Below are 15,254 nucleotides of genomic sequence, written 5' to 3'. Positions count from 1 at the left end.
TTTGTAATGTCGAAAGTTTTTTTGGCACGGTTTTTTCTAAATACATTATACCAATGAAAAAAATATTTTTATTAGTCGTTCTTTTATTTAGTGTTACAAATTTTTGGTCACAAAGAAATCAAATAATAGCCTATATAGATATGGAATATATTCTAGAGAATGTTCCTGAATATATGCAAGCTCAAAATACTTTAGACTCTAAAGTTGCAAAGTGGAGAAAGAAATTAGATGAGCAAGCACGTCATATCGAAATTTTAAAATCAGATTTGGCAAATGAAAAAGCTATTTTAACAAAAGATTTAATTGAAGAAAAAGAAGAAGAAATTACCATTAAGCAAGAAGAATTAAGAAGATTAGAATCTTTGTATTTTGGTCCAAATGGAGACATGTTTTTAGTTAGAAAGCAATTGGTAAAACCAATCCAGGATCAAGTTTACAATGCGATACAGAGCATTGCAGCAAGAAAAAAATATGATTTTGTTTTCGAAAAATCAAGTGATTTAGTAATGTTGTATTCAAATAAAAAATACGATATTAGCGACCTCGTTTTATCCACTATAGATAGAACAAGATTATCAGAAGAAAAAAAGGAACTTAGAAAAAATAAAAGCGATATTTCTAACATTCCAGATGATGAATTAACTGATAAGCAAAAAGAGTTAATGGCTAAAAAAGAGGAAGCCGAAGCCAAAAAAGAAGAACTTATTTCTGAAAAAGAAAAAGAAAGAGAAGAGCTTTTGTCTGAAAAGGAAAAAGAAAGGGAAGCTAAAAAGGCTGCTATAGAAGAAAAAAGAAAAGAGTTGATAAAACAACGTGAAGAAAAAAGAAAAATATTAAGAGAGAAACAAGAAGCTTTAAAGAAGAAAAAAGAAGAAGAAAAGAAAAAAGCGGAAGAAGACAAAAAGAAAGAAGATAATTAAAACAAAAACACGAGAATAATAATTAAATTAAAACAAGAATGAAAAATTTTAAAACGTTACTATTAATTGCTGTATTTACTTTAGGAGTAGGTGGTGTTGCAAATGCACAAAAGATGGGTCATATAGACTTTGAAAAATTAGTAGCAGAAATGCCACAGACAAAGCAGCTTAAGCTAGATATTGAAAAATTAGGTAAAACTTACCAGGATGAAATTGAAGGTATGGCTAAGAAGCTAGATACGAAAATGAAAAAATACACTGCAGAACAAGCGGCTCAAACAGAAGAAATTAATAAAATGAGAGCTCAAGAAGTGCAACAAGAAAATGCAAGATATGAGCAATTGAGACAAACTGCTTACCAAGAAATGCAAAAAAAACAAGCTAGTGGTTTACAGCCAATCATAGAAAAAGCTCAAAAAGCTATAGATGAAGTAGCAGCTTCTAAAAGTATTTTATATGTTTTAGATGCTTCTGTTGGTAAAGGTCTTTTAGTTAGTAAAGGAGAAGATTTATTTGCAGCAGTAAAAACTAAATTAGGTTTTTAATAAAAACTTCTTACAAATAATGTAAAACCTACTTTTTATAAAGTAGGTTTTTTTATTTTTACAACTATATGAAATCTAATAATTATCCTATTGGTATTTTCGATTCTGGAGTTGGTGGAACATCTATTTGGAAAGAAATAAAATCACTTCTACCAAATGAGAATACAATTTATTTAGCAGATAGTAAAAATGCACCTTATGGAGATAAAAGCAAAGAGGATATTATTAAATTATCAATAAAAAATACTCAGTTTTTATTAGAACAGAACTGCAAACTTATTGTGGTTGCTTGCAATACAGCTACTACAAATGCAATTAAAATACTTAGAGAGAAATACCCAATTCCTTTTATAGGCATAGAACCAGCTATTAAACCAGCATCTTTAAGCACAAAAAGCAATGTGATAGGAATTTTAGCAACTAAAGGCACCTTAAATAGCGAATTGTTTGAGAAAACATCTAGTTTAATAAAACAACAAATAACCATTAAAGAAAAAATAGGAACAGGATTAGTTGAATTGATTGAAGATGGTAAAATAGATTCTATAGAAATTAAAAAATTATTAACTGCTTATATAGAACCTATGATTGAAGAAAAGGTAGATTGTTTGGTTTTAGGCTGTACTCATTACCCCTATCTAATTCCACAAATTAGAGAAATAGTTGGCGAAAAAATGCAAATAATAGATTCTGGTCAAGCAGTAGCTAGACAGACTAAAAATATTCTCGAGAAAAATTCATTATTAAATTTTTATAAAAAAGAAGGAAAACATCAGTTTTACATCAATAAAAATAAACAAGTTTTAGAGCTACTTGTCTCCAAAAACGAAAATATTAAAGTAATAGAGAAAGATTTTTAGAAACTTCCAAAAGAAGAGTTAATATTAGGACAGGCTGCAGCTCTTGGCTCTCTTGTCCATAAATTAATTCCCACAGAAACCTGATGAAACCCAGAGTTTGTTAATACAATGTCATTCATCTGATTTGTATACGTATAAGAGAACATCCAATTTTGATAGTTTATACCTATAATTGGCGAAATAAACTGAGAGTTTTCTATAGCATTCGCATCAAAAGATCTTCTATAGGAAAGTGCTGCCCAAACTTGAGTACTCGATAAATTTTTATATGCTTTAATATTAAAGTCTGCTATTCTCTCTCCTGTCCCTTCTCTAAACTGCAACATAATAGAAGGCTCGAATTGTACAATTAAATCCTCTCCAAAATAATAACCAGTAGTAAAAATATAGTTTCGTAAATCTAAAGGCTCTTGTACGTTTAAATTATTTTTAGCAGTTAGTAACAAATTTTTAACTGTAAAATATGAAGAAAAACCACCATAATGATATGCAGCACTAAAATCGGCATTATAATAACTTGTACTTTCTACAATCGCAGCTACTGCTCTATCTCCTGTAAAAGTTCTTTGATCTGATTGATTTTGAACAAATGTAAATGACAGACCAAAAGAAAGCTGATTAAAGTTTCTACCATTTCCCATTGGCAAATGATATGCATACGTACCTTGAATTCCTTTTTGGGAGTGAAAACCATTTTTATCATTAAAAAGAACAAAACCATAACCAGCATTTGAATACTCACCAAATCTTGTATGAAAACTTAAAGTTTGTAAGGCTGGAGCATCTGGTATTCCTGCCCATTGCTGCCTGGCTGTAAAACGTAATTTACTAGAATTACCAATACCAGCTGCTGACGGATGCACCAAATAAACATTATCTGAAAGATAATCTTGATATATTGGAAGTGTTTCTTGGGAATAACTTTTTAATGAAAAAAGAATTAGACATAATAAAGAAAATCTAGTACACAATAACTTCATTAAAAGCATAAATTATTTTAAGTTTCAAATATATCGATTTTGAAAGAATAAATATATCTAAACATAAAGTTTTAACACTCTTATAAAACAGAATAATTTTTAGTTTAGTATTAAAGCTACTTTTACTTCGCAAAGTAATTACTTAAATAATTATTTATCAGTATATTATTTATAATAATGAGTTCTTTTACAATAACTAACCTTTTAATTTCTAATCTATTTTAATGTCTCTAAAAAATAGAAAACCTTAGCATAATTATTGCTTCGATATTGAATCTATGGGAATGTTTTTATTGGATATATCTACAATAGAATCTATAATTATCTGAGAATTATTCAGAATAGAATCTCTTAATTTTCTTTTTAATAAATAGGTGCTGTCTGTTTTAATAAAATTATCAGCTTCATTAGCATTCATTTCTAAAAACGGTGGACAATCGAAATAATCTTCTTCATATACAAAATTTGTAAGTAAGGGTCTATTCCATAAACTCATCGATTTAAAAACAGAGGCAACCATAGGCAAAGCTGTATTTGCACCTGAACCTAAATAGGTGTTTTTAAATTGTACTCTTTTATCATAGGTACCAACCCAAGAACCAACAACAATTTCTGGAGAACAGGCAATGAACCAACCATCACCATTATTTTGAGTTGTGCCAGTTTTACCAATTAAATTATATGGAATTTCATAGTTTTGAATGCGAGATGCTGTTCCTTCAGTTAACACACTTCCCATCATCTTCTGCAAGTGACTTATTTTTATGCTACTTGCAACAAAGTTTCCATTGTAAAATGGTTTTGCTTGGTATAAAACAGTTCCTTTATCATCTTCTATACGCTCAATAGCAAAAGGCTGGATGCGTCTACCTCCATTAGAAATACTTGCATAAGCTGTAACCATATCTATTAATGAGATATTACCAGTACCTAAAACAAGTGAAGGTACAGAAGGTAATGTGGCTGTAATTCCCATTTTTTCAGCTAATTTTTTAACTGGTTGAATACCTGTTTCTAGCTGAATTTTTACAGACACAGTATTCACTGAATTTGCTAAAGCACCATACATACTATAACTACCTCCATATTTTCCGTTTGAATTACGAGGCATCCAATTTTCATATTTTGAGTAGGTTACTAAACTATTATCATAAAAATCGCAAGGATTTTTTCCATTTTGTAAAGCAGCAAGATAGGTAATAGGTTTAAAAGTAGATCCAACCTGTTTTGCCTCTAGAATATTATCTTTCTGACTCATTCCATAATCTATACCTCCTACATACCCCATAATTCTTCCGGTTTTACTATTTATAGTTAATAAACCTGTATGCAATCTATTAATAGCATTAGCAATAGAATCTTTTAACGATTGCAACTTCAATTGGTTGCCAGAATCTAAAGTCCAATACATTCTTTGTTTTTTCTCTGAGATCAATTTTTCTATTTCCAACTCACTTTTACCTTGAGATTTCCATTTTTTTACTTCATTCGTTTGATCTATAATTTTTTTAAGTAAAGCTTCCTTTCCTCCTTCTGTGCTTAAGGATTCCCAATGTTGATTCATCAATTTCTGAAGATTAACTATGTGCCTCAACATTGCCTTTTCGCTCGATTTTTGTATAGAGCTGTTTAGTGTAGTGTAAATTTTTAAACCATCAGTTTCTAAATTATATATATGTCCATCTGAGGCTGGGTTTTCTGCAGCCCATTTATCGAATTCATTGGCAACATAATCCTTAAAATACGACGTTAAAGAAGATAATTTTTTAGGTTCTTAATAATTAAGTTTTAATGGTATTTTAGCTTTTTCTTGCTCCTCTAAAGTTAAATATCCATATTTCACCATTTGCTGTAAGACCACATTCCTTCTGATAACTGCACGTTCAGGATTTCTTCTAGGATTATAATATGTTGGTGCTTTTAGCAAACCTACAAGAGTTGCAGACTCAGAAACCGATAGCTTTTTTGGTGCTTTATTAAAAAAACGAAATGCTGCTTTTTCTATGCCATAAATACTTTCGCCAAAGGTAACCGTGTTTAAATATAAAAGTAATATCTCATCTTTTGAATAAATGTCCTCTAACCTCTTGGCAATAAAAACTTCTTTAATTTTATTAATGGGTGTAGAAAACAAAAAATGATTTTTTCTACCAAAAGTATTTTTGGCTACTTGTTGAGTTAATGTACTTCCTCCTCCAGCATTTTGTCTTAATAAAACCGATTTTACAAAAACCCGCCCATAACTTTTATAATCAATTCCTTTGTGTTCATAAAATCTACTATCTTCAGTTGCAATTAGAGCATCTTTTAAAACTTTAGGAATTTCTGTACTATCGACATTAGATCTATTTTGAAGATAATAGAAACCTATTTGTTCTTTATTACTATTATAAAGGGTGGAAGTGAGTGGTGTTTTTAACTGTAGTAAGAAATCTTTTGTAGGTAATTTACCAAACACACTTATGTAGGTAAGTGAAATTAATATGATAAAACTAGCTAAACATGCAGCTATTGCATAAAAAACACTTTTAAAAGGATGTTTTCTTACAAAAAAAAAAATTCTTTTAAATAGACTCTTTAATAATTGATAATAATTACCTTTTATAAAATTACGATTAACCATTTTTATAAATTGAATAAAATTTAACTATAAATAATTCTTATCAAGATTCTTACTTAATGTATTTATTTTCAAAGACCATAGATCTTTAATTTCGAACAAAATTATCAAAAAAAAGGAATCTATTATCAAAATTAAATAGATAAGTTTTTCAATTCTAAATTTTTAAATAATTCAAATAATGTTTTCGAATTCTTATAAAAATGGGACTGTGTTTTTCTGAAATCTGTTTACTGCTATTGCATTAAAAATCAGTTCTTATACCTTTTTGAATTGACCTTTGTATTTTTAAATATTAAGCAAAAAAAGTAATTTTAGTCACAAATAAAATTTGTTCACTTCATTTTTTTTAATATCAGTTTTTATTTTTAATTTCTTATCCTAAAATAGTTTTATTTAAGTCTAAAAAAATAGAAATAAACTAGTTTATTTTCTGAAATTTTGAATCAACATATTCCGTCATAAAATTTTATTAATTAATTAATTTAACTAAATTTGGCTTATTAAAAAAAATAAAAAAATTGCAGCTAGTATAAACAAGAGATTTCTTAAATTAAAAATGGAGTCCTATTATTTTTTACGAATTGCTCATAGTGCTATATGAAGCTTAAAAATAAATTATACTCATTATTAAAAAATAACGTTACACTTTTTCTTGTAATCTCTTTTGGTCTTATTTTATTAAACTCTTACGCTAGTTATACAAATAGTATTGATAATAAATTTTCATTTAATCCCAGTGCAACTATAACAGCTGCAAAAACTGAAGTTTGTGAACGCGAATTTATGCTCATTACTTTTGAAGGTTCTGGAGGCACAGCACCTTATATCTTTACGTACACCGTAAATGGTGGTGCAGAGCAAACCATTACTTCTAATAATGCAGGCGTTGCAGAATTTAATTTTCGAGAAGTTTTTGCTGGCACTTTTACTTATAAGCTTACTAGTGTTAAAGATGCTAGTTCAGGGGTTATTCCAATAAACAATCAAGAAGTTACAATAATTGTTAATGCATTACCAACTGTAAGTTTTACTTTTGATAAAAATAATGTTTGTGCTGGTGAAATAATAACATTTACGCCAACAGCATCTGGTAAAGGAGAACTTAAATATTTATGGACTTTTGAAGATGGTGTAACTTCCGATCTTGAAATAGCTAGTCATTCTGTTCAAGCTTTTGGTTGTATAGTAGAAGATAGAGTTTTTAGAGTTACTTTAGAGGTAACTGACGAAAATGGCTGTTTAAACTCTGTAGTTAATTCTGTTACAGTAACTCCAAAACCAGACCTTGAATTTTTTGATGCAGATGGTGGTGATTTTAATAATTGTGATAATGCATCAATAGCAACTCCTCAATTTACAGTAAATGTAGGTAACAACTCTAACTCTCCATGTGTAGATTCTTACGATATAGATTGGGGTGATGGAAACACTGAGACCTCAATTACTTTCCCAATTGCACACACCTATTTAAATTTAGGTATTTATGACATGAAAGTGAAAGGAAATGGAGAAAATGGTTGTTTTAGCGAACTGATATATCAAGTAATAAACATTGCCCATCCTGTAGGAGATTTTGCAAGTACAGAAAACACTGACAATGTATGTTTAACAAATGCAGAAATAGACTTCGAAATTACAAACTTTGAAACAAATTGGGAAGACACAATTTATACGGTTAATTTTGGTGATGGTTCTCCTTTAGAGACGTATACCCATGCTGAAATACTAAATAACAATAAGCTAACTCATACTTACGACAAAGGAAGTTGTACTCTGCCAAATGGAGAATATATTGCTATATTATCGATGGAAAATTTATGCTCAAATACTGAGAAGACCATCAATAATATTACAATTTTAGAACCTTCTGTAGCTGAATTTGAATCGCCAGAAATTGCTTGTATAAATACTGATGTAGAATTTATAAACAAATCTCTTATTGGAGAAAATGACGATTGTAACAAAGCCGCAAACTTTATTTGGGATTTTGGTGATGGAACAATTGTAAATGATAACGCTGCAAGCCTGTCAAACAATCAAATACATAGGTATGCTGCTTCTGGCACTTATACTGTTACTTTAACAGTTACTACACAATGTAACACCGATATTTTTACAAAAGACATTTGTATCGAAGAAGTAAACACACCAACTTTTACTGTAGATAATGAGGCTGGCTGTATTCCTTTAAATGTAGCAGCAACCAATACTACAACAGAAAATACTGTTTGTAGTGCTGCAAGTTATGAGTGGGAAGTTGCGTATGCTGCTGGTAATTGCGAAACTACTGGCTCATGGAGTTTTATAAACGGAACAGATAAAAATTCAGAAAATCCAGAATTTTTATTTACGAATGCTGGACTTTATACATTGACACAAAAAATAATTACAGGTTGTGGAACCGAAACAACCTCAAAAATAATTGAAGTAAAAAAACCACCCACAGTAAGTTTAGATCCCATTGATGATGCATGTGATAATCTTACCATAAACCCTGTTGCAACGATTGAGAATTGCACCTCTAATGTTGCAGGTATTACTTATAACTGGAAGTTTGTTGGAGGAAATCCTGCTTTTGCAAATACTTTAGACCCTGGTAATATTGTTTACAATACTCCAGGAACTTATGAAATAACGTTACAGATTACAAATGACTGTGGTGATTCTAATATAGCATCTCAAACTTTTGAAGTTTTTCAAAAACCAACCATTACAAATACAGATTTAACCCAACAAATCTGTTCAAACGAAAACACACAAGAAATTAATTTAACTTCAGATATTCCAAACACAACGTATGTTTGGACAGCTGCAGCTTCTTCTGGTATAAGTGGTTTTATAACCAGTGGAAATACAAACACAATACCAAGTCAAACTATTATTAATAATCAAAATGGAAGTGGCACAGTAACTTATACAGTAATTCCTACTGTAAATGGTTGTGATGGTGATGCTGTTGATTTTGTAATTACAATAAATAGTTCACCAAGATTTACGACACAGCCTTTATCATCAGAAGTTTGTCAAAATACACCAGCAACACTTTTAGAAGTTGCTTTCGAAAATGGAACAGGAACTGCATCCTATCAATGGTTTTCAAATACTGTTGATGTCAATTCTGGAGGAAATATAATTGGTGGTGCAATCAATGATGCTTACAATCCACTAACTGATACGATAGGAGAATTGTTTTATTATGTAGAAATTTCTTTTTCAGGAAGTGTATGTTCTAAAATTGTATCCAATACTGCAAGTGTAATTGTAATCGAACAACTTTCTATAGATACTATAAACCCTATACAAACTTATTGTATTGGTGGTAATACGAATGAATTGGAAGTAAGTTATTCTGGGACAGAAAATGTTACCTATCAATGGTTTTCGAATACAAATAATGCTAATACAGGTGGAAATTTAATCAATGGTGAAACAAATAGTTTCTATACACCTGCTCCTTTTTCTACAACTGGTAGTTTTTATTATTATGCAGAAGTTTCTCTAAGTAAAACAGGTTGTTCAACTGTTGCTAGTGATGTGTTTGTAATTAATGTTGTTTCAGATCCGATAATTGATACACAACCAGTTGCAAGTCTTGCTTTTTGTAAAGGAGCAACTCCTGTAGATTTATTTGTAACGGTTTCTGGAGGAACTAGTACTCCGAAAAATTATCAATGGTATCAAAACTCTGGAGGAACTATTACTATGGTTGGTACTAATTCTAACAGTTATACACCAAACACAGACAATGTTGGTACGCTTTCTTATTACGTTGTTATTACGCAACCAGAATCTGGTTGTTCTGTAACAAGTGAAAGTTCGCAGATTGAAATTAATGAGGGACCTACAGTTGCTACCCAACCAATTTCTTCTGAAGTTTGTTTAAATGGAATTGCAACTCTTTTAGAGGTAACGCATCAAAATGGTTCTGGAACTCCAAGTTTTCAGTGGTTTTCAAATAATGTAGATTCAAATTCTGGTGGAATTGAAATTCCTGGAGCAACTACTAGCACTTACAATCCACCAACTGTGGCAGTTGGCGAAACTTTTTATTATCTACAAATAACTTTTTCTGGTGGTGGATGTAATTTAATTACTTCCAATACTGCTTCTGTTAAAGTGGCCAATCAAGCAAGTGTTAGCAACCTAACAGCATTGCAAACAGTTTGTATTAGTTCTACTCCAAATGAATTGGATATTGAAGTTTCTGGTGGTGCAGGAAATCCAACTTATCAATGGTTTACAAATACTTCAAACACGAATACTGGAGGTACTTTAATTACGAATGAAATTAATAAAACATACCAACCAGCTAGTTATTCTGTGGCTGGCAGTTACTATTATTATGCAGAAATAAGTTTTGATGGAAATGATTGTTCGAATGCCATAAGTGATGTTTTTCAAGTAGATGTTGCTGAAAGCCTTGTAATTGATGTACAGCCACTTGTAAGTCAAGAAGTTTGTCAAAACGCGATTCCTACTGATTTATCTGTTACAGTTTCTGGCGGTTTAAATTCAGCCAAGCAATACCAATGGTTTGCAAACACAACCAATTCGAATTCTGGTGGATCTGTAATTTCTGGAGAAATTGCAAACTCATATACACCTTCAACTGCAACAGTTGGTGCTTTTTATTACTATGTGGTTATTACTGAACCTGCATCTGGTTGTACTATTACTAGTTCAGTATCTGAAGTAACAATTAACGAAAATGCAATAATTTCAGCACAACCAACATCATCAGAAGTTTGTGTTAATGAAACTGCAACACTTTTGGAAGTGACTTATGAAAACGGAATAGGAACTCCAACATACGAATGGTTCTCTAACACCAATAATGAGAATTTTGGAGGAATTTCAATAGCTACTACAAGTTCATATAATCCACCAACAAATACTGTTGGAACATTTTATTATTATGTAGAAATTTCATTTACATCTGGTGGTTGTTCTAAAATTATTTCTGATACAGCTCAGGTAATTGTCAATGAAACACCTGTTATTTCTGATGTAGAGATAAGTATTTATAGTGAAGAGACATTTTCTTTCAATCCAACTTCTGTTGCTGGAAATATAGTACCTAACAATACCTTATATACTTGGTCTGCACCTAGTTTTAATCCTGCCGGTTCAATTATTGGTGCATCAGCAGTTACAATTTCTCAAGAACTCATAAGTCAAACACTAGAAAATACAACAGCATCACCAGTAAAAGTTACCTATGTTATAACTCCAACAAGCACAATTTGTACTGGAAATAATTTTACTTTAGAGGTTACTGTAAATCCGAGTTTAAACCCAAATACTGTTGTTATAAATAACAGTTGTTTCGAAGCAAATGATGGTTCCATTAATACGAATATAACAGGAGGAATTCCTTTTGATGCTGGCAATCCTTACCTAACTTCTTGGGTTGGTCCAAATGGATTTACCTCAACAGACGCTTCCATCTCAAATTTAGAGGCAGGAATTTATACGCTAACAATTGAAGATAAAAATGGATTTATTTTCACAGAAAACTATACTGTTACTCAGCCTAATATTTTAGAACTTGTAAAAGATTTAGAAAAAAACATTACCTGTTTTAATGGCAATGATGGCTCTATTGAAGTTACCATAAATGGCGGTACTTTGCCCTATACTTATAATTGGACGACCACCAATGGAAGTGGAATAGTGCCTAACCAAAAAAATCAAAATACATTAACAAAAGGAAATTATACCTTAGAAGTTATCGATAAAAATAACTGTACAATATCTACAAGTTTTGCACTTAATGAGCCAGATGAAATTCAGATTGATTTAATTGCCAAAAATGATATTATCTGTTTTGGTGATGCAGTTGGTTCTTTAGAAGTAAATGTTTCTGGTGGTACAAGAACAGAAATAGCCGCTGGCGTTTTTAATTATATATACTCTTGGTCTGGGCCAAATGGATATACAAGTTCATCAAAAAACATCGACAATTTAATTGCAGGCACATACACTTTAAACGTAACTGACAATTTGGGTTGTACAAAAAATGCTTCTTTTATCGTTAATCAATCTGATGAAATTGACATCAATGTTACAAAAAAAGATGAGAGTTGTTATCAACAAAATGACGGAAGTATTGATATAATTTTAAGTGGTGGTGCTGCACCTTACACTTTTAATTGGAGTAATTCTGCAACTGGTTTATCATTATCAAACTTAGCTCCAGGCACGTATACATTAACAGTTACGGATGCTAATAATTGTACTAAAGCAGCATCAATAATTATAAACGAAGCGCTGTTTTATATAGAGCCAACTACAACACCAATTACCTGTAGCTCAGCAAATGATGCTACTATTAATTTAAATATAACAGGTGGTATTGCTCCTGTTTCTATAGTTTGGAATGATAATGCAACAGCAGGTGCAAACAGAACAAATTTGGCAGCAGGCACATATACTGTGCTAATTAGAGATAGCAATCCTACCCAATGTCCTATACAAGAAACGTTTGTTATTACCAATCCATCTCCAATTGTTATTACTGAGACAGTTATTGATGCCATAGATTGTGATATTGAAAACAGTGGAAGCATTAATTTAGAAGTTACTGGTGGTGTAGAACCGTATTCGTTTTTATGGAGCAATAATGAAACTACAAAAGATTTAGTAAATATTGGTAAAGGAGATTATTCAGTTACCATTACAGATGCTAATAATTGTGTAGTAACAAGAGAATACAACATATTTAGACAAGAACCACTAGATATTACTTTAAATGAAGTTCTTCTACCCTTTTGTAATTTAAAAACCAGTGCTATGCAAGTAACTGCAACTGTTACTGGAGGTTTTTTACCATACACTTACACTTGGTCTGGAGGTACCATTTCTGGATTAGATAATAATATTATGACTACTACAGAAAGTGACTCGTATTCTTTAACAATAACAGATGATAAAGGTTGTACTGCTGTTAGGTCTTTTAATGTTGATGTGCCAACAATTGGTATTCAAGATTTTACCTATAGTTCTTTTGCATTGACTAATATCGATTTATTATCAATTCAAGACCCAATTGATTTTACAAATTTATCTACAGGAGATTATGGAAAAATTACTTGGGATTTTGGTGATGGTAGTTCCAATACCAATGAAGAAAACCCAGTTCATACCTATACTAGAGAAGGTAATTATACCATTACATATTCTATAGAATATGATGCTGGCTGTTTTTACACCATACAGAGAGAGATAAACATTACCAAAGGCTATATTTTAATTAATCCAAATGCTTTTACACCTAATGGAGATGGTTATAATGAAACTATTAGACCTATACATAAAGGATTTACAGAAATAGAAATGACCATATACAGTACTTGGGGAGCTACTTTGTATTACGAAAAAAGTCTAAATTTTAATGGCTGGAATGGACTTATAAATGGCTCACCAGCTGAAAACGGAAACTATATTATGGTTGTAAAAGGACTTACTTTTTATAACACAGAGATTATCGAAACTGCACCATTTACACTAATAAGATAAGATGAAGAAAATTATAATTCTATTTTTTGTTTTTTCTAGTGTGATTAGTTTTGCACAAGATATTATTTTTTCACAGGCATTTTTAGTTCCAGAAACTTTAAATTCATCTTTTACAGGCTCTATAAGAAGTAGTAAAGTTGGTTCTTTATTTAGGTCTCAATGGCGAAATAGTGCATTTAAAACAAACACTAATTATGCCTTTTACGACACCTGGTTTGAGAGGTACAATACAGGAATTGGTGTTAGTTTTTTAAACCAATCAGAAAGTAATTCTAGCTATAGCTTTAATCAAATTAATTTTAATTATGCAATGGCATTTCAATTAAACAAAACCTGGTTTTTTAGACCTAGTGTTTCTGTTGGTTTTGGAATGAAAAACTATGGCTTCCAAAATTTACTTTTAGAAGATCAAATTAATTTAACCAATAACACTATAAATACATCATCATTAGATCCTACTTTGTTAGCCAGCCAAAGAAATTTTTTAGATTTTAGTTCGTCTATACTATTTAATAATGATGATAGTTGGATTGGTTTAACAGTAAGGCATTTAAATAAACCTAATATTTCATTAACTGAAAATGGGAATGCTCCTTTAGATATTTTCTGGTCTGTACATGCAAAATATTACCTGCCTTTTTTAGAAAATGATAGGACAGAATTTAACCGCAAAAGTAAAGTTTATGTTTTATCAAATTTCATGATGCAAGGTGGTTTTAATAGGTTGGATGTTGGTGCCCAATATGTTTTCGAAAATCAGTTTTCGCTAGGAATCACTGCTGGGTTAACACCTATAAAAAATGAATTCACAACTTCATCATTAAGCTCTATAAGCTCTTTTGTAGGTCTTAGATGGCAAGGTTTTAGATTTGGATATTCTTATGATTTTAATACCACTAACTTCGTAAATACAGGTGGCATTCATGAATTTTCTGTGTCCTATGATTTTGACATCAATATTCGAGCTCTAAATAGATATAAATGTATTTCTTCTTTTTAAAATTTAGTTGATTTATATTAATTTTAAAAATTAAAATTAAATTTTATCCAGCATCATTATTTTAGATTTAAATTCCAATTTGTAAGCTAAAACCAATAACAAGTAAGATAAAATTAACAGAAAAATAAACCATTTTAATAAAATACTATTTCCTTAAAACTAATTTTCTACAAACTCTAGTTCTAATTCTTCTAAGGATTTTAAATTGGTCTCTGACTGATTTACTAAATGGTTGCTATTTTTTTATTTTAATACCATTTAATTTTTAAAAGATAAACTCAATCCAAAATAAACAATCTAACCTGTATACAAATCAAAGTCTCGGATTTGCCATTCTATTTAGTCTTTCAGTATCTGGATTTCTAAACGAAAAAAAAATATACCAATGTTTGGAGAGGTCTCCCTCTGCAGTATAGATTTTTGGGCTTGAAAATAGCAGTTTATTTTTGAAATCGTGTTCCAAATCGTGTTCAATTTTCCTAGTAAAGGTAATGAATTCATAAATTGATTACAAAAAAAACAGTTTAGTGACCTAAACTGTTTTTTTATAATGATTTAAAATAGTAGCGGGAACTGGACTCGAACCAGTGACCTTCGGGTTATGAGCTCGAGGAAAACACCCATTTTTGCCCTTTTTCAGCTATATTTTGATTAAATTGTGTACGAAAGTGTGTACTCTGATTTATAATTATATTATGTTCAAATGTAGTAAATTAATTATAATAATTCTTGGTCAATATCTTTAAAAAGTTTATTCTCTTTTTCAATAAAGGGGTAATACCAACCAACTTTATTTCTAAGCCAACTT

General features: G+C 30.5%; 8 protein-coding genes. 5 read left to right on the top strand and 3 right to left on the bottom strand.

Going from position 1 to position 15,254, the window contains the following annotated elements:
• The first annotated feature begins 53 nt into the window (after window positions 1–53).
• From WAO74_RS09885 to murI, 3 genes are all read left to right on the top strand, one after another.
• Window positions 54–920, top strand: coding sequence for an OmpH family outer membrane protein (locus WAO74_RS09885; protein WP_422161697.1), 867 nt, complete (start codon window positions 54–56; stop codon window positions 918–920).
• A gap of 38 nt (window positions 921–958) precedes the next feature.
• Entirely contained in the window at window positions 959–1,465 is a 507-nt protein-coding gene (locus tag WAO74_RS09880; protein WP_422161695.1) for an OmpH family outer membrane protein, read from the top strand.
• Between the two features lie 68 nt (window positions 1,466–1,533).
• Window positions 1,534–2,325, top strand: coding sequence for a glutamate racemase (gene murI, locus WAO74_RS09875; RefSeq protein WP_422161693.1), 792 nt, complete (start codon window positions 1,534–1,536; stop codon window positions 2,323–2,325).
• Here the strand turns inward: murI and WAO74_RS09870 are convergent.
• The 3 genes from WAO74_RS09870 to WAO74_RS09860 form a co-directional block, all read right to left on the bottom strand.
• A complete protein-coding gene (locus WAO74_RS09870; protein WP_422161691.1) occupies window positions 2,322–3,305 on the bottom strand; it encodes a type IX secretion system membrane protein PorP/SprF in 984 nt (327 codons plus the stop codon). The two genes, murI and WAO74_RS09870, sit on opposite strands and share 4 nt — an antisense overlap.
• Before the next feature lie 256 nt (window positions 3,306–3,561).
• A complete protein-coding gene (locus WAO74_RS09865; protein WP_422161689.1) occupies window positions 3,562–4,869 on the bottom strand; it encodes a transglycosylase domain-containing protein in 1,308 nt (435 codons plus the stop codon).
• 210 nt (window positions 4,870–5,079) lie between these two features.
• Window positions 5,080–5,928 carry a transglycosylase domain-containing protein gene (locus WAO74_RS09860; RefSeq protein ID WP_422161687.1) on the bottom strand — a complete coding sequence of 283 codons (849 nt, stop codon included), beginning with the start codon at window positions 5,926–5,928 and terminating at the stop codon, window positions 5,080–5,082.
• Between the two features lie 597 nt (window positions 5,929–6,525).
• Here WAO74_RS09860 and WAO74_RS09855 point away from each other — a divergent pair.
• Window positions 6,526–13,446, top strand: coding sequence for a PKD domain-containing protein (locus WAO74_RS09855; protein ID WP_422161685.1), 6,921 nt, complete (start codon window positions 6,526–6,528; stop codon window positions 13,444–13,446).
• A gap of 1 nt (window position 13,447) precedes the next feature.
• Window positions 13,448–14,446, top strand: a complete 999-nt coding sequence (locus WAO74_RS09850) for a PorP/SprF family type IX secretion system membrane protein (protein ID WP_422161683.1) — start codon at window positions 13,448–13,450, stop codon at window positions 14,444–14,446.
• The last annotated feature ends 808 nt before the right edge of the window (window positions 14,447–15,254 follow it).

This window comes from Polaribacter sp., from assembly GCF_049276715.1.
Classification (GTDB): Bacteria; Bacteroidota; Bacteroidia; order Flavobacteriales; family Flavobacteriaceae; genus Polaribacter.
Note: the sequence above shows the minus strand (reverse complement) of the source record. Positions and strands in the feature narration are given on the sequence as shown.

What these genes read in the sequence shown, in the direction of transcription:
- WAO74_RS09850 (WP_422161683.1), top strand. Translation starts at nt 13,448, where the DNA reads ATGAAGAAAATTATAATTCTATTTTTTGTTTTTTCTAGTGTGATTAGT.
- WAO74_RS09880 (WP_422161695.1), top strand. Translation starts at nt 959, where the DNA reads ATGAAAAATTTTAAAACGTTACTATTAATTGCTGTATTTACTTTAGGA.
- WAO74_RS09870 (WP_422161691.1), bottom strand. Translation starts at nt 3,305, where the DNA reads ATGAAGTTATTGTGTACTAGATTTTCTTTATTATGTCTAATTCTTTTT.
- murI (WP_422161693.1), top strand. Translation starts at nt 1,534, where the DNA reads ATGAAATCTAATAATTATCCTATTGGTATTTTCGATTCTGGAGTTGGT.
- WAO74_RS09860 (WP_422161687.1), bottom strand. Translation starts at nt 5,928, where the DNA reads ATGGTTAATCGTAATTTTATAAAAGGTAATTATTATCAATTATTAAAG.
- WAO74_RS09885 (WP_422161697.1), top strand. Translation starts at nt 54, where the DNA reads ATGAAAAAAATATTTTTATTAGTCGTTCTTTTATTTAGTGTTACAAAT.
- WAO74_RS09865 (WP_422161689.1), bottom strand. Translation starts at nt 4,869, where the DNA reads ATGAATCAACATTGGGAATCCTTAAGCACAGAAGGAGGAAAGGAAGCT.
- WAO74_RS09855 (WP_422161685.1), top strand. Translation starts at nt 6,526, where the DNA reads ATGAAGCTTAAAAATAAATTATACTCATTATTAAAAAATAACGTTACA.